The organism is Vibrio sp. B1Z05, from assembly GCF_052955985.1.
Genome location: NZ_CP130464.1, coordinates 677,497 through 701,234, shown reverse-complemented (window position 1 = coordinate 701,234; position 23,738 = coordinate 677,497). Strand labels below are relative to the sequence as shown.

Annotated in this window: 21 protein-coding genes; 9 read left to right on the top strand and 12 right to left on the bottom strand. The window is 40.8% G+C overall.

Annotation, left to right across the window (positions count from 1 at the left end; translation table 11 throughout):
- Window positions 1-3: 3 nt before the first annotated feature.
- A complete protein-coding gene (gene fruB / locus QV280_RS15925; protein ID WP_152820024.1) occupies window positions 4-1,137 on the bottom strand; it encodes a fused PTS fructose transporter subunit IIA/HPr protein in 1,134 nt (377 codons plus the stop codon).
- A gap of 296 nt (window positions 1,138-1,433) precedes the next feature.
- On the opposite strand from fruB, the gene cra reads away from it, so the two are divergent.
- On the top strand, window positions 1,434-2,501 hold the full coding sequence (gene cra, locus QV280_RS15920) for a catabolite repressor/activator (RefSeq protein WP_367869573.1): 1,068 nt from the start codon (window positions 1,434-1,436) through the stop codon (window positions 2,499-2,501).
- Window positions 2,502-2,505: 4 nt separating this feature from the next.
- Here cra and QV280_RS15915 read toward each other — a convergent pair whose 3' ends face one another.
- From QV280_RS15915 to QV280_RS15905, 3 genes are all read right to left on the bottom strand, one after another.
- Window positions 2,506-3,459 (bottom strand): LysR family transcriptional regulator, encoded by a 954-nt coding sequence (locus tag QV280_RS15915; RefSeq protein ID WP_152820022.1) that lies wholly within the window; start codon window positions 3,457-3,459, stop codon window positions 2,506-2,508.
- Between the two features lie 132 nt (window positions 3,460-3,591).
- Window positions 3,592-4,494: a LysR family transcriptional regulator gene (locus QV280_RS15910; RefSeq protein WP_152820021.1), complete on the bottom strand. Its 903-nt coding sequence runs from the start codon at window positions 4,492-4,494 to the stop codon at window positions 3,592-3,594.
- A 119-nt stretch (window positions 4,495-4,613) separates the two neighbouring features.
- Window positions 4,614-5,768: a winged helix-turn-helix domain-containing protein gene (locus tag QV280_RS15905; RefSeq protein WP_152820020.1), complete on the bottom strand. Its 1,155-nt coding sequence runs from the start codon at window positions 5,766-5,768 to the stop codon at window positions 4,614-4,616.
- 824 nt (window positions 5,769-6,592) lie between these two features.
- Here QV280_RS15905 and QV280_RS15900 point away from each other — a divergent pair.
- From QV280_RS15900 to pdxY, 3 genes are all read left to right on the top strand, one after another.
- On the top strand, window positions 6,593-6,976 hold the full coding sequence (locus QV280_RS15900) for a Rid family detoxifying hydrolase (protein ID WP_152820019.1): 384 nt from the start codon (window positions 6,593-6,595) through the stop codon (window positions 6,974-6,976).
- A 106-nt stretch (window positions 6,977-7,082) separates the two neighbouring features.
- Window positions 7,083-8,192 carry a porin gene (locus QV280_RS15895; protein ID WP_172972791.1) on the top strand — a complete coding sequence of 370 codons (1,110 nt, stop codon included), beginning with the start codon at window positions 7,083-7,085 and terminating at the stop codon, window positions 8,190-8,192.
- Between the two features lie 27 nt (window positions 8,193-8,219).
- The gene (gene pdxY / locus QV280_RS15890; RefSeq protein ID WP_152820017.1) at window positions 8,220-9,077 is read left to right on the top strand and encodes a pyridoxal kinase PdxY; all 858 of its coding nucleotides are present in this window, start codon (window positions 8,220-8,222) and stop codon (window positions 9,075-9,077) included.
- Between the two features lie 252 nt (window positions 9,078-9,329).
- Here the strand turns inward: pdxY and QV280_RS15885 are convergent, their stop codons facing one another.
- The 5 genes from QV280_RS15885 to QV280_RS15865 form a co-directional block, all read right to left on the bottom strand.
- Entirely contained in the window at window positions 9,330-10,172 is an 843-nt protein-coding gene (locus QV280_RS15885) for a glycerophosphodiester phosphodiesterase (protein WP_152820016.1), read from the bottom strand.
- A 34-nt stretch (window positions 10,173-10,206) separates the two neighbouring features.
- Window positions 10,207-10,929 carry an inositol monophosphatase family protein gene (locus QV280_RS15880; RefSeq protein ID WP_152820015.1) on the bottom strand — a complete coding sequence of 241 codons (723 nt, stop codon included), beginning with the start codon at window positions 10,927-10,929 and terminating at the stop codon, window positions 10,207-10,209.
- 67 nt (window positions 10,930-10,996) lie between these two features.
- Window positions 10,997-12,736, bottom strand: a complete 1,740-nt coding sequence (locus QV280_RS15875) for an ABC transporter permease (RefSeq protein ID WP_152820014.1) — start codon at window positions 12,734-12,736, stop codon at window positions 10,997-10,999.
- The gene (locus QV280_RS15870; protein ID WP_152820013.1) at window positions 12,733-13,740 is read right to left on the bottom strand and encodes an ABC transporter ATP-binding protein; all 1,008 of its coding nucleotides are present in this window, start codon (window positions 13,738-13,740) and stop codon (window positions 12,733-12,735) included. The genes QV280_RS15875 and QV280_RS15870 overlap by 4 nt, the downstream gene beginning before the upstream one ends.
- A gap of 154 nt (window positions 13,741-13,894) precedes the next feature.
- Window positions 13,895-14,992: an ROK family protein gene (locus tag QV280_RS15865; RefSeq protein WP_152820012.1), complete on the bottom strand. Its 1,098-nt coding sequence runs from the start codon at window positions 14,990-14,992 to the stop codon at window positions 13,895-13,897.
- A 277-nt stretch (window positions 14,993-15,269) separates the two neighbouring features.
- Here QV280_RS15865 and QV280_RS15860 point away from each other — a divergent pair, with 277 nt between their 5' ends.
- Complete coding sequence (locus QV280_RS15860; protein WP_152820011.1) at window positions 15,270-16,274, top strand: extracellular solute-binding protein; 1,005 nt, start codon at window positions 15,270-15,272, stop codon at window positions 16,272-16,274.
- 159 nt (window positions 16,275-16,433) lie between these two features.
- Here QV280_RS15860 and QV280_RS15855 read toward each other — a convergent pair whose 3' ends face one another.
- A complete protein-coding gene (locus QV280_RS15855; protein ID WP_152820010.1) occupies window positions 16,434-17,342 on the bottom strand; it encodes a dienelactone hydrolase family protein in 909 nt (302 codons plus the stop codon).
- 360 nt (window positions 17,343-17,702) lie between these two features.
- Between QV280_RS15855 and QV280_RS15850 the strand changes: the two genes are divergently transcribed.
- From QV280_RS15850 to QV280_RS15840, 3 genes are all read left to right on the top strand, one after another.
- Entirely contained in the window at window positions 17,703-18,263 is a 561-nt protein-coding gene (locus QV280_RS15850) for a hypothetical protein (protein ID WP_152820009.1), read from the top strand.
- A gap of 257 nt (window positions 18,264-18,520) precedes the next feature.
- Window positions 18,521-19,264 (top strand): sulfite exporter TauE/SafE family protein, encoded by a 744-nt coding sequence (locus QV280_RS15845; protein ID WP_152820824.1) that lies wholly within the window; start codon window positions 18,521-18,523, stop codon window positions 19,262-19,264.
- 121 nt (window positions 19,265-19,385) lie between these two features.
- Window positions 19,386-20,678, top strand: a complete 1,293-nt coding sequence (locus QV280_RS15840; RefSeq protein WP_152820008.1) for a cytochrome-c peroxidase — start codon at window positions 19,386-19,388, stop codon at window positions 20,676-20,678.
- A gap of 107 nt (window positions 20,679-20,785) precedes the next feature.
- Here the strand turns inward: QV280_RS15840 and QV280_RS15835 are convergent, their stop codons facing one another.
- Window positions 20,786-21,085, bottom strand: a complete 300-nt coding sequence (locus tag QV280_RS15835) for an isoamylase early set domain-containing protein (RefSeq protein ID WP_261824343.1) — start codon at window positions 21,083-21,085, stop codon at window positions 20,786-20,788.
- Window positions 21,086-21,516: 431 nt separating this feature from the next.
- Between QV280_RS15835 and QV280_RS15830 the strand changes: the two genes are divergently transcribed.
- Entirely contained in the window at window positions 21,517-23,010 is a 1,494-nt protein-coding gene (locus QV280_RS15830) for a DASS family sodium-coupled anion symporter (protein WP_367869547.1), read from the top strand.
- Between the two features lie 105 nt (window positions 23,011-23,115).
- On the opposite strand, the gene QV280_RS15825 is transcribed toward QV280_RS15830, so the two are convergent.
- Window positions 23,116-23,343, bottom strand: coding sequence for a hypothetical protein (locus QV280_RS15825; protein ID WP_023403087.1), 228 nt, complete (start codon window positions 23,341-23,343; stop codon window positions 23,116-23,118).
- Between the last annotated feature and the right edge of the window lie 395 nt (window positions 23,344-23,738).

The following is a 23,738-nucleotide window of genomic DNA, read 5'->3' as shown; positions in this document are numbered from 1 at the left end:
TTCTTATCCTTCACCAAGACCAGATTCTATGGCAATTCCGATGGCCTTTAGCGCAGCTTCTGCATCAATACCATCAGCAGAAAACTGCAATTTGTGGCCATGTTTGACGCCCATCGCAATCACCTTCATCAGGCTCTTAGCGTTGACCGGTTTCGCTTCGCCGTCCAAGTTGCACACTTTGATGTCGGATTGGAATTTCTTCGCTTCAGCCACCAACATTGCGCCAGGTCTTGCGTGCAAACCGTGTGCATTTTTGATAGTAAATTGCGCTTGAGCCGCCGCTTCGCTGGAATCCACTGCGTCACGGTCACTTGAAAACAGAGCAAGTAAGGCTTGTGGAGTAGATTGCAAAAGCTCGTTTTGTCTTTGTAAAGCAACGGTATTAATTAAGGTAGTGAGCATAGGTTGATGCGCCGCATTAGTGGCAGAAAACGCCACTAAACCTTTCACGGGTTGTCCTTGGTACTGGCAATGATTTGCGGTCGTCACAAATGACATAGCAGTGCGCTGGCAGCCTACATCACTGGACAACAACCATAGACCTTGACCTAGGTTGGTCGGCGTCTTAGTGACCAGTTCGGCGATGAACTCGTTGTTTACACAGTGTTGGTTTTTAAGTAGTCCACCAGCAACGGCGGCCAGTTGCAATACATCGTTAGCTGGGAAGTTAAGCTCGATAAGAGACTCATTGAAATCGGCATCAAATTGCACGTCACCATTAAGCAATCCCACAATCATTTGCGCCGTTTCTGCATTTTGCAGGGCACTTTCCACGCCATCAGATGAGAGAACTTTAGTTAACTGCTTTAAAATACCTAAATGTTCATCAGATTTAGCGGCAATGCCAATCGCTAAGTAAACCGTATTACCGTCACCCCATGGCACTCCGTCAGGAAAGTGATGCACTGCAACGCCGGTGCTTTTTACCAGCGAACGTGTCTCTACGGTACCGTGGGGGATAGCAATGCCATTACCCAAAAAGGTCGAGTTTTGCGATTCACGGTTGAGCATTCCTTGAACATAGCCAGACTCAACAAGTTGTTTGTCTGCTAGGCTCTTGGCAATGCTTTGAATCGCTGTTTTTTTATCAACTGCTTTTTGCTGCAATGTGATGTCTTGTGTCGTAATTGTGAGCATGTTCGCCTCTTCCTATTTGGTTTCACTCTCACTTAATTGTTGCTTTAAGTGGTCTGCTTAATCGATTCAGCAAATTGAGAAATAAAATGCCCTTTACTTCTAGGGCGTCTGCGTTTGTCTATTTTAAAAGCAGAGTTTTATCACTCAACGCTGTATGAACAATTCATTTTGTGGTCAATAAAGTCGTTGCTCAATTGCAGGACTAATGATTAATCGGCAATCTGTTTAACAACGAAATAGTGACCTTGGTCATCTATTTTTATCTGCTTAACCGTTTCAGCTTTAATAATTAACCGATTCAGCATATCATTCAAATAAAAGTAGCGATCAATCTAAATAATTATGATCTACTGCACAATTTACTAGGAATCGAGATGACCTTAGAAGAAATTGCCAAGCTAGCTGGCGTATCAAAAACCACAGCAAGCTACGTGATAAACGGTAAAGCGAAAAAATATCGCATTAGCGAGAAGACGCAGCGCAAAGTGATGGCAGTTGTGGACGAGCATCACTTTCAACCGGATCATGCGGCATCTTCTTTACGTGCGGGTAACAGTCGTTCGTTTGGCTTAATCATTCCGGATCTAGAGAACAGCAGTTACGCAAAATTGGCAAAATTGCTGGAACAAAATTCAAGAAAAGCCGGCTATCAGATCTTAATTGGTTGCTCTGATGATAACCCAGTGACTGAGCGTGCATTAGCTGAAGCTTTGTTGAGTCGTCGAATTGACGCGCTGTTTGTGGCAACCTCAATGCCTCAAGCGAATGAGTTTTATCAGGCGCTTTTGAACAAGGGCACGCCAGTAATCGCGATAGACCGTTTGTTAGATGATGAAGTATTCAGCTGTGTGGTCAGTGAAGATTTTGAAGCGGCGTTACAACTCACTCAATCCATTATGCATGACGAGGTGACAAGTCTTGGCATTGTGGGTGCACTGCCAAATTTACCAGTATCACGACACCGCCAGTCAGGTGTTGAAGCGGCCCTTAAAGGCAGTTCGGTATCAATCAGTTTTGCATACGGAGAGCACTTCTCAGCAAATGAAGGAAGATTATTAGCCCAGCAGTGGGTAGACAATGATTGCGTTCCTGACGCGATTATTTGCACCTCTTATACCTTGCTAGAAGGGGTGTTGGATGTGGTATTACCAAACCCTGAATTGGTCAAGCGATTGAAAATCGCCACTTTTGGTGACAATAGGTTATTGGACTTTATCCCAATCAAAGTTAACGCCATGGCGCAGCGCTTTGAAGAAATAGCGGACAGTGCATTAGCGCTAGCGTTAAATGCCAGCGCAAAACGTTATGAACCGGGCGTTGAGTTGATTGAACGAGCCTTAAAAGTGCGAAACCAACCAAAGTAACCGATTATTCAATGGCAAAAGCCCTGTTTTGTAAGGTATCTATGATGAGCTGTTTTAGCCATTGATGAGCGGCGCTATTTAAGGTGCGTTTGTGTTCGATAAGATACACATTAATCGCCATCTTCGATTCATTTTTCAGCTCATAAACAGGCGCTAGACGCTGCTTAAAATTATCAACGCTGCGTAATGTATGCGTTGATATCAATAGCTTATCTGAGTCTTGCATGGCATCGACTAACGTATTGAGCTGACCACTTTTAAAGACCACATCTCGCTGTAATCCCTTGGTTTCTAAATACGTGTCGATGGGGTTGTGCTCGCCAAATACTGAACGAATGTCTAAGTTCAAATCAACAAACTGATACTTTAAGCAATCTTGCAACGTCACTTTCTCTTGCAAGGTTAGCGGGTGATCGAGCATGCCATAAAACACCGCGTGAGTATGCCCGATAAGCTCACTGGGAAATTCTTCGGTGTTGTTGGGTTTTTCAATGTGGATTGAAAAGTCGACTGCTTGCTCTTTAAGTAACGCAGTAGGATCAAGAGACGCTGAATATTCCACAAGACTGGCGTTTGGCGCGTGACGCATCAACTCTCTAATCAGTGGTACTGATAATTGTCGGCTCATCAGTGGCGGTAGCGAAAGCCTGAATGTTTGATTACAGCTTTGCGGAGAAAACTGGGTGCTATCAATAAGCGAGTTGATGGACAGCAGTATTTCATTGAGCGGCTCTTGCAAGGACAGGGCTTTTTCTGTGGGTTGCAACCCGGCTGATTCACGATAAAAAAGTGGATCGTCAAACAAGTCTCGCAACCGTTTTAAGGTTCGGCTCATTGCGGGTTGAGAGAGAAACAGCATCTCTGCCGCTCTAGAAACATTTTTCTCTTTTAATAGCACACTTAAAGAGACTAAAAGGTTTAAATCCAACCGTGATAACTGCTGCTCTAACGTCTTCATGATATCCACTTAAATCATAGTAATTAATCATATGGTAACGATCTATGAATATGACTATAGAAGTGTTTTGGACAATTTGCCTAGTTAATTTCAGGTCACTTACAGAGAGTATTTATAAATAGAACCAAGCATTTACCATGTTTTCGATTGTTGAATAGACTCTTGTATAAGCGTAATAAACTGTTGATAGCGACTAGGAAGAGGACGATCTTTTTTTGAAATCAAATACAGGTCATCTTCCACATTAGTTTTGGCTTGGTGAACACAGAGATCGGGATAAAAAGGCGAGGAGTGCACAGCGCTTAAAGGCAGAACGGTAAAACCAATCCCTTGCGCGACAGGGTATAAAATTTGGCTTAACTGATTGATATAAGTCACGCGCTTTACAGTCGGTAACGAAAGTTCACTCAGCTCTGAGTGTCCACACTCTTGCAAATACTGCGCTAAATATTGCTCAGCATCTGGGTGTTCAACAAGCCCTAGCTCTTGCAACGCGTCGGCATTGATTGGTGCTTGCGTGTAGCTTTTAGGCAACACCAAACATAAAATTTCAGTGCCAATTTTAGTCACCTCAAATTCAGCTTGATTTGGCACTTGAGTCACAAGTCCAATCAAAGAATGCCCCTGCTGAACATGCTCACAAATTCGTTTATTAGGCGCAGATTCAACACTGATACTAAGTTGGTCGTATTGGGATTGCAGTGTGATGAACTTAGGATAAAGCCACTGCGCCAGCGCACCTGAACAGGCCAGTTTAATACTGCCGCTATACGGATCATCGGTTTTTAACGCAGTAAGAAGATGCTGCTGCTGTTCAATTAATTGGCAAGCATATTCATACACAGTATTACCTTGCTCAGTCAGCTCAAAGCTTTTGCCTTTTTTGATCAAAAGCGGCGCACCGCAAGCTTGCTCTAATTTTTGAATATGCTGAGTCACCCCTGGTTGGGTCATAAACAGCGCCTCAGCCGTGCGCGTAAAATGATTCACTTCCACCAAGGTTTTAAAGGTTTTTAGCCAGCTATTGTTGAGCATATTAATAACATTAAATAATGAATTTGTAGGTAAATCATAAATTAATGTTGAGGGGATGCAAGGCGTGATTGAACTAAATTGTTTATTAACTTGTTTACTTATTTATCAGGCCTAAATGCTTACTTTAATCTATGAATGGGATAGCTCATATCCGGTTCAACATTATTAAAGGCAGCAAATCTGATGAGCTCAGCGGCGAACGCTTCCATAAACTCATCATGTCTTTTTAATGATGGTTCAATAAATAAATTGATGACATTTAAGGTTGATGTTGCTTTGTTGATCTTGCAATCGGCTCTTGCTACTAGGCGGCCATCCCACAGGACGGGAAGACAAAAGTAACCAAACTGCCTTTTTGCAGCAGGGGTGTAGCATTCAAGAGTATAGGCGAAGTCAAACAGATGTTTGGCTCTTGCCCTTTGAATGACAAGGTTATCGAACGGTGACAGGATTTTTGCCTGTTTGCGTTTCAACTTATTGTTTAATAACTCAAGAGATGAAGATGTCGTGAAATAGCGTTCATTCTTTACTAAAACCTCCACGATCACTCCTTCTTCTTTCAATTCAGCTAGGGCTTTGCTGACCTCTTTTTGTACTCCTTTTAGTAGATAGGTGATTTCCTTGAGTTGGCCAATACCATGAGCTTTAAGGAAGTTTAAGATCAAAAATCGTGCATGTTCTTTAGAGGTTGGTATCGAGGTGTCGACATCTGTAGGAAGCACTCGTTCGGTCAGATCGTACACCTTATGAAAATTTTTCCGCTCGGTGATCATCAGATCGCCTTGCATATACAAGTTTTCTAACGCTTGTTTGGTTGGCTTACTTTCCCATCCTGTATGTTTGTTGCAATTGGATTGAAAATCTTTTGCCATCAACGGCCCTTCGTCTTTGATACGCGTAAGTACCTCTGACATTATTTGCGGGTTTTTCTTGAACCAGTGTGTTTGTTTACCCGATGTTATGGCGAGTTTACGTGGTAACGTGAATCGATAATCTTTCATTGCAAGATAAGACGCGGCATGTGACCAATACTCGAAAACGATCTTTTCTTTGACCATTTGCTGTAAATGATCTGGTTGATAGTCACTATTACGACTCCAAAGGACATGATGGTGGGCTCGTTGTACAACCGATATGGTATCTATCTGGATATAACTTAAACGCTCTGCAACTTGAACTGATTTGCTGTAGGCGTCACCGGATAACGGTTGAGCAAGTAATCCCTGCGATAAAAGTGCCAATTTCTGGGCTTGATGTAGTGAGAGTGTTTCCATTGGCCTCATTCACATATTAAAACGGAAAAGGAATGTCTTTTGAGAGTATAAGTAATTTATAAACAAAGAGGGGCAGTGAAATATTACGGGGCACCTTGATTGGATATCAAAGCTCAAGATCCAAGAGGCTATATCTTCAATTTTGGTTTGATTTCCGTTTAAAAGGAGCGTCTTGCAAATCGTTGTCGCCGCTGTTTTAACTTTGGATATGGTTGGTGAAACTGGTAGGCAGTAAATTCCTATTTCCTACGATTCATTTCTCATAGCATGACTCATCTCGATTTCAGATCATAAGAATGATGATTGCTATAACTCTATAGGCAAATAACAGCAACGCAATAAAGTGCCTGATATGATCAAATTATCAGGCATTACATACACCAATTTACCGCCATTATTTATTAATTTAGCACCTTATATAAATTCATCTTTGTGATTGAAGACAAAATAACCATCTATTTAGCTAGATGATTGTCACATTTATCATTTGGTTTAATGTACTTAAAATCTAATTTGTGGAAATATTGCGCCATCAGTCAACTAGCTATAGAGAACTAAGGAATTAGATATGAGTAACAATCTAAAAAACCTAGACCAATTATGGTCAAGCTCTTTAGCTTGGTACACCAACGACTATAAAATCTCTATTCTTCCTGCATCAATGCACTCCTAACTTCTTTGATTAGAAGCTTTCTTAGTTTCTAACGATCTATTTTTACAATCAAAAATATTAATTCATAATCATTGAATCAATTTTTAATAAATTGATGGCTGGTTAGTATTAATAAAAAACTTCTATTCTAAAAACAATAAGAGAAATAATAATGACCAATATTATTAACACTGAAAAAGCGCCATTGGCGATCGGCCCTTATGTGCAAGGTGTCAACTTTGGCAACCTAGTTATTACCTCGGGTCAGTTGCCGATTAACCCTGACACTAAAGTGATGCCAGAGGATGTGGCAGAGCAGACTCTACAGTCACTAAATAACGCGCTGGCAATTATCCAAGAGGCAGGTTTAACTGCGCGAAATATTGTCAAGACCACAGTGTTTGTAAAAGACTTAAACGATTTCCCTGTAGTGAATAAAACTTACGGTGAATTCTTTGAGAAGCACAATGCTAATTTTCCTGTTCGCTCTTGCGTTGAAGTAGCTCGTCTACCTATGGATGCAAAAGTTGAAATAGAAGTAATAGCAACAAAATAAATATAATTAATTTACTTCCATTCTTTTTTATAACGTGAATTTAAACATGGCAGGACATATGAGTCTTTTTGTCATGTTTTTTAATCCCTACATTCTGGAAATTAAAATGAAAAAATATAATAAAATATTATTATTGAGTGCAGGTCTAGTAATGTCTAGCCATGCAATGTCTGCCACTATTTACCAAGATGAAGTTAATAAAGTAGATATCTCTGGTGCATTCTTAGCGGATTACTGGCAGCCAGTACACTTCTTAGATCATTACTTTAATACTAGCCGTACTACTATCGGAATTGCTATTGAGCGTCAAATGGGCAATGGCTGGTCTGGTGATGTGAAATTAGAGTGGGATACACTGCTTAATCCACCATCAAATAAGATTGGTGATACAGGGCACGACCAATTCCGTAACCGTTTAGGTTATATCACCATTAATAATGAAGACTACGGTAGCCTACGTATCGGTAAACAATATTCGGCTTACCATGATGTTGCAGGTTATATGGATAACCTAATCGTGTTTGATCCAGATGCAACGCCACTATTTAGTGACGGCAAAGACGGCGGTTTCCTAGCAACGGCACGTGGTGACAACCTAGTGGTATACCGTAAAAGCATCAGCGGCTTAAACCTTTCTGCGCAATACGGTTCTAATAACGTAAATAATGTTGCTTATACGCTGGAGCGTGATAGCAACATTGCTGTTGCTGCTAGCTACGACTTTGAGTTCGGCCTAAGCGTCGGTGCGACTTACATGCAAAACAACATGGATGGCGCATCGGCCGTGCTTAGCGGCGATGATACGCAGCAATTAACCACATTGGCGGCTAAATATACTCATAAAGGTTTGAAAGTTGCTGCCGCTGTCACTGACGGTAAAAAAGCGCACGAAACTGACTTATTAGGCTATGGCTTTGATGGCACTGCGCCAACGGGTAAAGCGAACGAATACGCCGATGCACTAGGTTACGATATGTACGCTCATTACTACTTCGGTATCGGCATTCGTCCTTATGTATACCTATCTCACGTAGACTTTGATGATAGCGATGTAAATATTGACGGTGAACGTAGTATCTATTCTTTAGGTTTGAGTTATCATGCTACTCCGCAACTGATTATCTCAGGCGAAGTTAGAAAAACCGAAGAAGATAATCTAGGTGCGGGTAAACAAGAGGATACTCTATCTGGTTTAACAGTTATCTACGCATTCTAACTGCGGTTTAAGTAAGGTGTAACAACAATGCAAGGCGTTCTTTCAATACAATCTCATGTTTCTTTTGGTCACGCTGGCAATAGCAGCGCGGTTTTCCCAATGCAGAGAATGGGATTAGAAGTTTGGCCGATTCATACGGTTCAATTTTCTAATCACACGCAGTATCCCCAAGGTTGGAAGGGGAGTGTGTTTTCTGCTGATGACATTAGTGATGTTGTGCAAGGGTTGAGTAATATTGGAGCGTTAGAAAAATGCCAAGCGGTGCTGACTGGCTATCAGGGCAGTGCTGAGCAGTGCAATGCAGTAGCCGATGCTGTTACCCAAACCAAGCTAGCGAATCCTGATGCACTTTACGTCTGCGATCCTGTGATGGGGTCGCCAGAAAAAGGCTGTATTGTTGCATCAGGTGTTGCAGAACACTTGTTAACTCGTTTGATGCCAATGGCCGATATAATCGTACCTAATCAGTTTGAATTGGGGCAATTTGTTGGCATGGAGATCAATAGCTTGTCAGATGCGGTCAAAGCGTGCCAAAAAGCACTGACCATGGGACCAAAAATAGTATTGGTTAAGCACATTTATTGTGTGTCTGACGACAAGTTTTCCATGATGTTAGCCTATGAAGGCCAATGCTATTTAGCGCAGCGCCATCAACTTGATTTTGAACGAGCATTGGTTGGAGCAGGTGATTTGATTTCTTCTGTTTTCACTGCCGGCTTAGTCAAAGGCTGGCACCCAACAGCCGCGTTTAAACATTGTAATGAAGCAGTTTATGGTGTGGTTAAACAGACCAAACAAGCTGACGAATGGGAATTGCAAATCATTGCCGCTCAAGATGAGTTTATTACCCCAAGTGAATCGTTTGATTTGATTGAGTGTGATTAATCATAAGTTCGACAATGTTTCTATAGATGTGGCGTTTATTTCGCACCGAATAGGAACATTCGAATAGCTCTTCAATAGTGTTAGTTTTTAAGAAGTTATTAACGTTGGTCGTTGATAGCTTCTTTTTGTATATAGACCAAACGAGACCTTTAATATACGGCGACCTGCGTTATCAAAATTTGTGAAAATGCAGCCAGTTTATTGTAGGCCATTAATCAAAATAAAGATGAAATTCAGCGCCAAGTCATTTTTTTACTTGGGGTTAGTTGCATTATCTGAAGCGACGATATTTGCAAAGACTTTAAGCGTTTGAAGAACATCATCGACGATGACACTATCAACGCCTAATTTAACTGCTCTGTGTAGGATATCTTCATCAACGTAAGATACACTGCGGTTCTCCCAAAAAGTGACAATGGGATATCCTAGATTACGGGCATTTTCAACAAATTTAGGCTGTACATAATCGATGACTTCATTGCTAATCATTCCACGAAATTCCATGCACATTTGATGGTAGCCTTCAGATTTTGCTGTCGGGTTTCCGTGGTATACCTTTGTTTGGAAGTCCTCAATGAGTGAGCCTGGTAATTCAAAACGACACCCCTTAGGAAAATGTTCAAGGGCATACATTGATGTTTCGATACAAGGGATATGCATGATCATACGATGCGCAGCATCGTATTGATTGATTAGTGCTATAAAAATGTCAGCTAATAGAATACCACGTTCGCCTTTTTCTTTAATCTCAGCATCAAACACTACATCAGGGTAGTAATCGAACATCTCTGCTAGTGTAATTAAAGTTCCTGGGTGGTACTTCATATGATCATTGAACGAGATTGCCTTCATCTCAAGATAGGTGAGTTCGCTTACTAAGGTTAAGATGCCAGCTGTTCGCCAAAGTGATTCGTCATGAATCAATACAGGGATGTTATCCTTGGTTAAACGAACATCAAATTCAAATGATACTGAGCTTCCTAACGCTTCAAATGCAGGTTTTAGCGCATAGACATAGTCAAACGCTTCTTTAGTGTTCTCTGGGCGTTGCTCTCGGGTACCACGATGACCAACAAAGCGAGGTAATTTTTTCATGTTATATGGTTCCAAATAAATAATGTTTTTTGCTTTAGGAGCGAGTAATAGAGAACTCGGTGCATTCTAGTTGTTGACGTTGGAGCTGAATTTTGAGTTGTGCTTGCTCGCCAATTGCGATGCCTGCCGCACAGTCCCATAAACTGATATGGTTTTCGTGATATCCATCAAGGCGACCTAAAATAGTAAATGCACAAGCAACTGCACAGCACCCCGTGGTCATTAACATGTACCCGTCAGATTCGAGGTTATTTTCTAACGTGAAACGATTGTCTGCTGGCCAAACTCCATTACGGCCAATGGCCATCAACTTGGGTGGTTGAACTATAATTTTTTCTGTAGCAACCAATTGGTTATTAAGAAAAACCCCACAATGCTTTCCTCCACTTAATGTTTCTTTTAATCCAGGCATCGCAATGACTCCGATATTCGCTACGTCATCTTCAATCCATGCGATTGAAACTGCCCAGTAAGGATGCTCTCGTAAATAATTTGTAGTGCCATCAATTGGGTCTATGATCCAATAGCTTCCACTAGCGTCACCGCCATTTTCTTCACCAACGACTTTCTCACCAGGAAAGGTATCTTCAATCATTTCTCGAGCAAGGCTTTCGATTTCAAGGTCGACATTAGAGGCAAAATCTCTTTCACTTTTGAAGATCAGCATCTCATGACGCTGATTTTGACGTTGTAGTGCGATATCCCCTAGGGTATTCGCGATAGCCGTAATTGATTTTAAACGTGCTGCGTTATTCATAGGTTTCTCGTAGCGTCTAGAAAGACGTTAATTTTTTAGTGATTGGTCTTATTTATTACAGTGCTTATTAGCAATTATGTTTATCGAGGCCGTAATAGTTAGCGATGCCGGTTATAACGCTGCAGATAAGCATAAGTATGACTATGTAAACCATGGATGTTGCGACTTGCTCGGGTCCCATTGCAGAAGCTGCCTGCATGAGTGCTATGCCCAAAGGATAATTGTCAACGTTGTAGAGCATCACAGCTAAGTTGTAGTCACTCAGTGAGCCTTGAAAGGATAAAGCAGAGACTAAAATAATCACGGGAGAAAGTAATGGTAGTGTGACCCGTCGAATTGTATAGAGTGTGGAAGCGCCTAATGACTTAGCTGCATCATCAAGGTTGGGATCCATCGACATAAATGCAGAGCCAAGCATGCGCACCATGAAGGGAATCATACTAACTGCCATCGCAATAGGGAGAATCCAGTAAGATCCAACTAGTACTTGATTAAACATGGCAAGTTTTGGGCTATCGTAAGAAACGATAAGTCCCATGGCCAACATTGTTGCAGGCATGAACCATGGAATGTAGAGCACCATTTCTAGCACCTTTGACCACCACGTGTTGTGCTTATGCATGAGATAAGTACATAGCACCGAGAAACTGATGGCCGCGATTGAGGCGTAGACGCCTAATTTAATGCTATTCCACAGCGGTACAAATGCTTGACCACCTGATAGTACGTTTCTGTAGTTTTCTAAGGTAAAACTCGAAGGGATTGTTTCAGTTAAAATATTTGCACTTGGTGCAAAGGAAAACAATACGACTAATAATACTGGTGCTAAATAAATCACAAGCAGTAGATAAGCTGTTAAATGAATGGTGATATTGGCTACTCTGTTACTGATAGTGACCTTTTGAAGTCGTTCTCTTGTCTTTGATATAGAATAGTAAGTTCCTTTTTGTTCTGAATGGCGCATTAGCATTAATAGAGCGAGGGAGGTTATTCCAAGTATTAACGATAATAGCGTTGCAATATCAGTACGACCTATCTGTGCCATTAGGAGAATAATTGAGTTGATCATATGGAAATCGCGTCCTCCTAAGATGACTGGTGCTGCAAATGATGACATCGCACCGAGTAATACTAATAGTGTGACGGCAAATATGGTGGGCTTAAGGACGGGAAGGACAACTTTGACAAGAGTGGATATTGGCCCCATTCCTAAGCTTTGTGCCGCTTGAATTATTGAAAAGTCGATCTTCTTAATCGCTGCTCGCATAAATAGCATATGCATCGTGGTCATAGAGAAGGTATGAACGAATAGAACGGCATATTCACCTTTAAACCAATTAACATCGATAAATGGAAAAATAAAAGCAGAAATTTTGGTTATGACACCAGTTGAGGAATAGATGAAGTTATAGCCTGTAACCAAAGCAACAGAGGAGTAAACCAACGGGGTTAAGAACGCTAATTTGAGTAACCATGCCCCACGTACTTTAAAATAATCGATAACAGCAACTTGAAAGATACCGATTATATTTACGGTAATGACGGTATAGAGAGACATTCTCAACGTATTACTGATGCTCTCTATAACACGACGAGAGCCAAAGGCTCTCTCTACAGAAGAAAGAGAGAATTCACCGTTTTTAATAAACGAGATTTTAACTATTTCCCAGATAGGGTAGAGAAATAAAACATATGTTACCCACGCAATTGTGACGCTGAGGATCCCCCAGAAAATAAAGTTGGATAATTGTCTTCCTTTATTGGCTGGAAACTTTGTTAGTATTGTCTTCATTATTACTGCCGTCATTTAGAAACCTCAGTTTTAATGACATCAGTCTTGTTGAAACCGATATAGATCTCTTGCCCGATTGAAATATTGGGGAGTTGATAACTTGGAGCAATAACCGAAAGCTCTGTATTACTACCAACTTTTACCTGGCAGCTTGTTGTTAATCCTTTATAAACAATATCGAAGATGGTGGCCATCACACAGAAATCAGAATGCGTAGGCTGATTGCTTGAGATAATAATTCTTTCAGGGCGAATAAAACAGTTGTCTCCAAGTTCAGTAGAAATCAAGGTTTGTAATTCGCCGTTGATTGGATGAGATTCACCGATAAAATCACAGACATAAGGCGTTTTCGGTGTTTCATAAATCGCACTAGGTGTGCCGACTTGCTCTACTGCTCCTTTATGAAGAACAGCGATATTGTCAGACATCGACATAGCTTCTTCTTGATCGTGAGTCACAAAGATAGTAGTAAAGCCAAATTCCTTTTGTAGACGCTTTATTTCATTACGCATCGTAATACGAAGCTTTGCGTCAAGATTTGATAGCGGTTCATCCATTAATAAAATAGAAGGATTTAGAATAAGAGAGCGTGCGATAGCAACACGTTGTTGTTGACCACCCGATAGTTCGGTAGGTTTTTTCTGCGCGTATTCTTTAATACCGACCATTTTCAGTATTTTATTGGCTTGCTCTTGAATATTAATTTTACTCATACGTTTTACTTTCAATCCAAAAGCCACATTTTCAAATACCGTCAGATGAGGGAAGAGCGCATAATTTTGGAATACGATCCCAATATCACGATCTTCAACAGATAGGTTGGTGACGTCCTTACCATTAATCAATATTCTCCCTTGGACAGGCTTAATAAAGCCTGCGATTAGCTTGAGTAGTGTTGATTTTCCACAGCCAGATGCGCCTAGTAGGGTAAAGAAAGAATTGGATTGAATTGATAGATTTAGGTTGTCAATAACCGTTTTATCACCATATTTAACGACGATATTTTCAAGTTTGATCATGATGGTTACTCTGCCTATGCAGTAGATTAATAGCCTATTAGTGATAGCGAGTAAGTGTAACGAACAAAGATGACAAATAAATTACCATAAGTAATTTATTTGTCATTGCTATTATTTATCTGAAAAGATGAACGTGTGGTATTGGATTAAGTTATTAACTTGAAAAGAATATCTTACTCATTGGAATCCAGGCACTACCTCTTTCACCTGATTGATTACTAGCTGTTTCAATATCTGGGAGTGCTCCAGAAAATGCATGCGCAACTGTTTGACACATGTGAGGAAGGATTTTTTGTATACGCTCTGCAAGTAGGACGATAAGAGTATCTGGTAGCTGACCGCCAAGGACAATGCGCGGAGGATCAAAGCAACGAGCAATATTAAGAAATGCTGTTGCGAGTTGTTGGGCGGCTCTTTCCAACCATAGTTGTACAGTAAGTGATGTAATATCTAGCTGATTAAGATCACTTAAATCATGGATATATATATTATTATCAGCTAAGTACTTTATCAAATCTGAAATCGACGGACGTGCTCTGTCATAAGGAAAAAACACACCGAATGCACCAGCATTACCATGAGCACCTACATAGGGCTTACCATTAATATATAAACCACCACCGAGGCCATAACCCAAGTGCACGAAGCAAAAGTTATGCCAGTCAGGGTGGGCTTGTTTGACAGCAATCGCCGCAGCGGTTGCATCGTTTTCAGTCCAGTAAGGATATTCAAGGTATTCATCAAAAGCGGAATCAATATCGCAATTAGCGAGTGCTGGGAAAAGGGCATGTTGTAATAACTTTCTGGGGGCGGGCGAGAAATTGCCTGGTAATGAGATCCCATAGCCTATAATGTCGTTTTTTTTGATATGAGGATGTTTGGCTAATATGTCTGCCGATAACCTAGCAGCTTGCTGACCAATCTCGTCTACAGATGCTTGACTAAGTTCTTCGTGTAAACTGCATACTGTTTCCCCCCCAAGATTAATAAGGTTAAGGTTAATTGCTCGTTTGGAAAAGTTGATTCCAAATGAGTGCCGACCATCAGTTTTTAGTTTGAGTAGGATGCTAGGTTGTCCGCGTGAGCCGTATACCTTACCGCATTCTTCAATGAGCGACTTTTCCATTAATCCTTTCGTAATTCGAGTGACTGAAGCACCTGTCAGGCCTGACTTTTGGGCAAGTGTAACTCGAGAAACACTTTCATACTCTGCGATTAAGTTAAAAAGTTCTTTTTCGTTTTGACTAAGCATGTGTCTCTTAAAGTAAGTAACATATATTGATAGAAATCTAACACAGATAAAGCATGTTTTTATTTAAAAATTTCATTTTGTATTCTATTTGTAAATTACTGTATTTTCAGTTTTTAGTGCTTTTTGTACAAAACCATTCTTTTATAAGTAATGGGATTGAGAGTTATATTTTTGGGTTAAATCAAATAAATTACACAATGTAATTTTAGTGTCACTTTCAATCGTTAGTCTTCTTAGTGTTCAAAAAACACAATCCTAAGCATCTAAGAGACTACATATGAAAATAAAAAATCAAGTTACTATTAGCGCACTAGCAGTATTGTGTTCGCTACCAGTCTTCGCACAATCGCTTGTTATCTATTCACCACAGGCTGAGGGGGAGCGTGGTGACTTTATTGCTGCGCAAGCCAAGAAAGCGACTGGTATCGATGTTCGATTTCTCGGTGGTGGTGGTGGTGAATTGCATGACAGATTAATCGCAGAGCGTAACAATCGCCAGGCTGATGTTGTTCTTGGTTTAGTGCAAACTGGTATGTATAGCCTTAAAGCTAATGGCCTTCTACAAGAATATACACCTTCATGGGCTGTAGGTTTACCTGCTGCCTATAAAGATAAAGATGCGAATTTCCATATGTTCTGGCAAACACCGATTGTCATTGCTTATAACGCCGATGTTATATCAGCAGATGAGGCGCCTAGCTCATGGCTAGATTTGGTAAAGGAAAGCTATGCTGAAAAATTCGTGATTGGTGGATTGACTTCACAAACGACCCGTACGTACCTTTCTGGGGTACTTTACCAATTCCGTAATGGCGAGCAGCTTAACGATGATGCTTGGGACCATATGCGTGATATGTATGATAATGCTGGTGCGTTGGCTGAAGGCACGGAGTATTGGCGCAAGGTTGCTTCAGGTGATACACCAATCGTTGTTAATTGGTTTGGTGGTATTCTCAATAATGCGAGTGCGAATGGTATTAACATGGCTTATGTGAACCCAACCGAAGGGACGCCTGTTGTTGCTGAAGGTATAGGGATAATTAAAGGAACGTCAAACCTTGAGACAGCTCAAACATTCGTGGATTGGTTTGGCTCTGCAGATTTTATGGCAGCATACGCAAATAAATTTAATCAAACACCAGCACACCCCGCTGCGATTGAGTTATCAAATGAAACTATAAAGACTTATGCGACAATGTTCGATGTACAAGATATCGACTGGGAGTTTGTGACTCGCAATCAAAATGAATGGATTGAGAATATCCAATTAGATGTCATGTAAACCTCTAACAACGCAATTGATATACACTCACCAAAAAATTGATGGTGAGTGTATCCTTGATGTATTTCGTGCATTAGTCCATCAAGAAAAAGCAAAGACGTGTTACGCAAATTCGCACCAACACGTCTCTGAGTCCAACCTATCTAGGCACAATTATCCCTAAGAAAGCTGCTTAGTAAAGAACTCAAGCGTGCGAGACCAAGCTAATTCCGCTTCTTCTTTAGCATATCGGCCTGTTGAGTCGTTGTGGAAGCCGTGGTTTACGCCATCGTATATGTAGGCGGTGTATTCTGCGTTAATCTTTTTGAGTTCGGCTTCATAGTCGGGCCACGTTGCATTTACACGTTTGTCGATGCCGGCAAATTGGATGAGCAGGGGGCCTTTTACATTCTTTCTTAAATCAGGTGCGGCGGGTGTGCCGTAAAAAGGGACGCCTGCATCTAGCTCATCTGGCATTACGGCAGCTAACATATTGACGATATAGCCGCCAAAGCAGAATCCGACTGCGCCTAGTTTTCCGCTGCTTTTGTCATGAGTTTTCAAAAAGTTGGCAGCGGCGATAAAGTCTTCTTCAATTCGCTCTTTTGATTGAGATTTTTGCATCACTCGGCCTTCATCATCATTGCCCGGATACCCGCCAAGGGAATAAAGCGCATCGGGTGCAAATGCAATAAAACCTGCGGCCGCGAGTCGTCTTGCAACGTCTTTGATGTATGGATTTAGGCCTCTATTTTCATGGATAACCAATACAACTGGTAACTTGCCATCGATCTCTTTTGGCACGACTAAGTAACCTTGGCCTTCTCCATGACCTTTAGGGGATGGGAACTTCTCGTAGGTGGCTTTAATGGAAGGGTCATTAAAAGAGACTTGTTCTGCTTTGGCGTAGTTAGGAATCAGCGCAGAAGTTAATGTTGTCATGGTTAAGCCAAGTACGGCCAGTCCAGATAGGCGAGCCATAAATTCTCTGCGATCAATTAGGCCGTGTGCATATTCGTCATACCAATCAAATGCTTCTTGAGGAATCGTTCTAGTTGCTGTTGATTGAGATTCGGGATTTTGATTCATAACTTTTCCTTGTTGTGAGTTGTTAAACCAAATAACTATAGTAGAAAATTGAACGATCGCTCAATAATATTTAAAATGTTTGTGACAACAAAGCACCATATCTCGATGACAGTAAAACAAAACTCTGGCACAGCGCTTGTGAGGCCCCATGTTTAGGCCCCATTTCTAGACATAATATTTCTTGCTGAGTGTATTGGATAGAAGCGCCTACAACATCCGCTGTATTGTTACAAATCATATACTTGTGATCTGCTTGCTTCTCGCTGATATCTACTTCTGTAAAATGGTGAAACGTCATTAAATTTGTTCGTAAACCACGCCATTGTTACTTGTTGTTAAACAAATGGAGCTTGATTAACTATGAAAATGATCTTTGTTGATGCTGAAAATGTTGGATTAAAAGCATTGGAAAAACTTACGGCTTCTGTAGTAGATAAGGTGTTTGTTTTTTCTAAATCTCACTCAGTTAAATTGGTGTGTGAAAAGTCGCTGTATTTGTTTTTAGATGATTATCCTAATGGGTCAAATCAAGCGGATTTTTATATTGTTGCTTATCTGTCGAGGGTGTTGTCAGCTTTAGATAAGCGACAATTGGGATCAACTCATTTTGAGTTATACAGCAATGACGAAAGCTTAATATCTGCGTTTGAATTTCAGTGTGAGCAGCTAGGTTCAGCATGTCAGAGTATTAGAACCAAAGAGCAAACGGTGGTTCCGCTTGTTAAGCCAAACTTGCCTAAAGTTCAATCACCAGAAGATAAGATGCTGAAAGCGTTAACCTCTCCCCGCAGTTTAGATCCTAATTTTCAGAAGCACTTAGGGCTATCGAAATCCGATTTTGGCAAAGCAATCACAACTCTTACTGCAGCACAAAAAATCAAGCGTTGTAAAAATGCAAAGAAAAAGTGGGTACGATGCTAGCGTTCATTATCCCTTTAGCTTGAGAATTAAAGATAACTGAATACTTTTTATTACAAATAACCACGCGCAGTCGCTGAGCTTATGAGTACACTTTACTTTGTGGACTGACTGCGTATTAACCGCCTTTCTATACTCCATTTTTATCGTTGTATACATTGCTATATGACGCACTCAGCATTGATAGCACTATAGTGTTATCAGATATCATTTTATAAAAAGGCATTTAAGTGGGAATTTTGGAATTTGTTTTGCTGTTTATGGCAGGTGTTGTGGGCGGCGTGATGAACTCCATTGCCGGTGGAGGCAGTTTTGTCACTTTTCCTGCGTTAATGCTCAGTGGTGTGCCGCCGATCATGGCAAACGCCAGTAACACTTTGGCGTCGACAGCGGGATATTTGAGCGGCGCTTATGCTTTTAAAGAAGACATTAAAAAAGATCGCGCCAATTTACCTAAGATCGTACTGCTCAGTATTATTGGTGGAGGGTTAGGGGCGTGGTCGCTGATGCGTGTCGAAGAGCACACCTTTTTAAAAGTGATCCCTTGGCTATTATTGTTCGCCACTGTGCTGTTTATTGTTGGTCCTCAATTTAATCGATTTTTGCAGACGTTAGCCGCTAGATATAAACACGCCTCTAAAATAGGACAAGTTTCGATTTGGTGTGGGCTATTGATTATTGCTACCTATGGCGGATTTTTTAATGCTGGACTAGGCATTATTTCTCTGAGTTTTTTGGTGATTGCGGGTTATCGAGACATTAACACCATGAATGGGGTTAAGCTGTTGATCTCTTGTGGTGTTTCTTTAACTGCGATTGTCATTTTTATGCTACAAGGCGCGATTGATTGGCCGGCCACTATGGTGGTGTTAGTCGGTACCTTGGTGGGAGGATATTATGCGGCGCATGTATCGAGGCGTTTACCGCAGATATGGGTTAAAAATATTGTGGTGGTGATCAGCGTGTCTATTACTTGCTATTTTTTCTACAGTACCTATTTGTAAACAAAGATATAAGCCAACACATAAACAAGCTGGATTTTAATCAGGTTTATCATCATCGAAGGTTTTCATCTGGGTATGCTAAACTGGCATATGAATTAATGGATTAAAGTTATTGCTAATTATGCCAACAATAAGTACTAAAAATACGTTAGTTATCTTACTAGCAGCCCTATGCTTAACGGCGTGTAATAGTGACGGTGGAAGTGACAGCGGTAGTAGCGGAGAAGCTGCCGATCCTGAAGTCCCTACAAGCCCTGAAACTACTCCTGAAACTAGCCCATCATCAGCACTTAACTTGCCTGAAACTCATTTTAATTACTCCAATATCGAGCTTCCCGAACATTATTTGGTGAACGATTTTCCAGCGGGCTTTCAGTTTCAGCGCGCGGCTATCGATATGGATAATCAGCCCGATCACAACTTAACTACGGATGCGGGAGCAACGTTAGGCAGAGTGTTGTTTTACGACATAAAACTGTCGGCGAATGGAACCGTTTCGTGCGCTTCATGCCATATTCAAGAAAATGGTTTCTCCGATCCTAAAGTATTAAGTGTGGGTTTTGCTGGCGGTGAAACCAGAAGACACTCTATGGGATTAACCAATGCCACATTTTACTATTCAGGAAAGTTTTTTTGGGATGAAAGGGCGGATTCATTAGAAGAACAAGCGTTGATGCCTTTTCAAGATCCTGTAGAAATGGGGCTGGTGTTAGCGGAGTTAGAAGAGATTGTCGGAAATCAGGATTATTATCCTGCATTATTTGAAGATGCCTTTGGCGATCCGACCATTTCAAGTGACAGAATCTCACGAGCATTAGCTCAGTTTATTAGGAGCATGGTCAGTACCACGGCAAAGTATGATATTGCTAGGCAAGATGTAAGCTCACCAATAAGAGATTTCCCTCAATTTACTGAGCAGGAAAATCTGGGCAAAGCGTTATTTTTCTTACCGCAAGAAACTCGAAATGGCGACATGGTCAATTGCGCAGGATGTCATATATCCGAAGCCTTTGTCGGTGTTGTTCCGCTTGAAAATGAGGAGTTAGCGACCACCATTGCCACAAATAATGGGCTTGATCTTGTATCAACGGATGATCTGGGTGTTGCTGAAACGACTTTACTAAGAAAGGATGAAGGTAAATTTAAAGTCCCATCTTTGCGTAATATTTCGGTGAGAGCGCCCTATATGCATGATGGTCGGTTTGCAGATTTAGATGAAGTGATTGAACACTACAGTACCGGTATTCAAAAGCATGAGAATTTATTGAGCCCATTGTTAGGCAGTGATGATGAGCCTATTCGATTTGATTTTACGGATGAAGAGAAGTTAGCTTTAATCGCGTTTTTAGATACGCTGACCGATCAAAGCATGCTGAGCGATGAAAAATACAGTAATCCTTTTGTAGAGCAATAATATTGGCAGGTATCAGGGGTTTTTATTTTCATTGTTAATTTGAACGCAATAAAACAAAAGGCTTAGTCGCAGACTAAGCCTTTATAGTATTTGGTTAGCAACAACAGTTATGCTTCAGCAGTAGAGAGCATGCTGTTATCTGTACCACAGTCGTTGGGTACGTAAGCATCAGCTTTAGGGTCGTTTTCCCAAATTTCACCGTCAATCAAGTAGCGAAATTGGAATTGTTCATTTTTTGGAAAACGAGTTTTAAAGTTGAACGCCTTCTTTGCTTTGCTGTATTTCATGGCAACAGGTTGCCAATCAGTAAAATCACCAGCAATAGCAATAGATTGCTCTGCAGATTTTGGCCACTCGAACGTTACTTCAACTTCATCCTTAGTCTTGAAAAATCGTTTTTTCAGCACGGTTGATATTCCTTATATATGTAAATCAATGCTTACTCAATTTTCATTGATTAAAATATGAACTTCAAGTTTTTTTGTATTTTTATAAGTTATCTTTAACAATCTGTAACTCACGGTGACTGTTTTGTAACTGATGCTGTCGTTTTGTCATATTTATAAGCTAGAACCGCAAATGCCACGTGCTCATCATCACAGTTTATTTGAGTCGCCTTGTATGATGAAAAAAGGGGGGAGTTCTTCGTAAAATAGCGCCGTTAAATTGCTAGGGGGCTTGTCGCAAATTTACTTTTTGCAGTGAAATTTAAGTATGCAACTATGCGTCCTATTTTTCGATCTCAAACAATTACGTATGGTTTATAGTTGCATTGTTAATTTTCTAACAAAACTTTGTCAGTGCCAGTTTATGCCCTTATTACGAAGGGATATGTTCTGTGCTCAACAGCGAAACGCAACTACAAGGCGCTATCTATATTGTCGCCTTCACCGGTAAATCAGGTAATAGTATGACCCGAATAAAAGAACTAATCCCATTAATAATAATAGCAATAGTCGCTGTAATTTTATGGCAAGTGCAACCACCAAGTGGATTGAATGTAACGGCGTATCATACGGCAATCGTCTTTATTGCCACCATCGCAGGTATTATTTGTAACGTATTACCGACAGGGGCAACTGCGCTAGTTGGGCTGACGGCTTTTATTCTACTTGATCCTACGGGTGCGGGCTCTTCTAAAGGTGCATTGACGATTGCTTTGCGCGATTTCAATCATCCTCTGATTTGGCTTATTGTTATTGCCACTTTACTGGCGAAAGCATTTGCCACTACAGGATTGGGTGAGCGTATTGCATTGCTGCTTCTGAGTAAGTTTGGTCAATCGACTTTACGAGTAGCGTATTGCCTTGGCGTTGCCGATTTCTTAATTGCACCGGGTACACCTTCAAATACAGCGCGTGCCAGTATCATGGCTCCAATTGCTGATTCTTTGGCAAAAGTTATTGATAAAGACGACAAGAAATTAGGTCAATTTCTGATTTCATCATCGTCTGCGATGAATGATGCATCCGCAGTTGGCTTTAGCACAGGCTTTGCGGGCAATGCGGCCTTGGTGGGGATTGCATTGAGCGTAGCGGGAGTGACTTTAGATTTTGCCACTTGGTCTGAATATCTATTGGTTCCGGCTTTAGCATTATTGATCAGCATTCCTTTTGTTCTGTATAAAACCATTTCTCCTGCAACTAAAGAGACGCCAAAAGCGCCTGAGTTTGCTAAACAAGAACTGGCGAAACTAAAAAGCACAACGGCGCCAGAATGGATCTTGCTCGGCACCTTTATCGCTATGATCATTATGTGGGTGACAAAACCATTTGGTATGTACACCACAGTAGCGGCGTTTATTGGTTTGTCAGTATTAATCATTACCAATGTGCTTAGCTGGAATGATGTTAAAAATAACTCTGCAGCTTGGGATACGTTCTTTTGGTTTGCCACTCTGATGGGTATGGCGAACAATTTAAAAGGTACTGGATTTTCTACTTGGGTAGGGCACAGCGTTGCTCATGCATTGAAAACCGGCATGGTGGGTGCGTCACCAACACTATTTTTAATGGCAATGATGGCTCTTTATCTGATTAGTGCGTATCTATTTGCGTCTGGCACTGCAAAAGTAATGGCGTTAGGCCCTGTAGTGATTGGCGCGTTGATGACATTGGGTGTTTCACCAATCATTGCTGTTTTAGCTGTTGCAGGTATCACAAACGTAGGTTGTAACCTATCTACCTATTCTCACGCTCGTAACCCTATCATGATGGGTTATGGTTATCATACTAGTGCGGAGTGGATGAAAATTGGTTTGGTGATTGCTATCAGTTCGGCGGTTGTATTCATGTCAACAGGCATGCTTTGGTGGTCAATATTAGGTCTGTAATGGCTTGATTTAGCCTATAGATTTTATATCTGACGCTCTAAAAAACATAAAACGCCAGTGGGGGATCACTGGCGTTTAGTTTTTTGAGCAGTAGTACATTCATTATTACTCATATTCACAATTACATTGATAGGTCGCTCGCCAAACTAAATTTCGCGAGTGCTGCATGGTGTTTAACAGTTCTTTTCCCGTGATCTGTGGGATTGCAAGTAACACTCTAAAATCTAGCCCAGAATCATCTGCCTGATAGGCGCGAACATGAGTGAATGTTGTACGCTCATTTTTCTTAAGCATGGCACTATTAATGCAGATGCCGAATGAGTCTTTATTCATGCTAAAAACCTCCTTTTATGAAGCCGCAGTCATATTACTCCTTACTACTTTCTAGGTATAGCTGTTAGTGACTAATTTTTGAGCTCGATCAAATCTTAATTTTAATATAATCATCTCATATATCAGTTAATAAGCATGGTAAATAATATTTACTCCACCTATATTAGTAAAACATCAGAATTTTATATCGTGAGTATATATTTTGATTCTACAAAATTATGAGTAAGAGATTTCTTAAGCATAAAATATTCAATTACATTTATGACACATTCTTTAGTTGATTTCGTACAAAATCCCAGTGCTTTTTATTCATGTTATGAGTGAAAATATCCCTGTTGCGCATTTATATGCGAGGGTGCGGGTCGCTAAAATGATTTAAATACAAAAATGTTAAC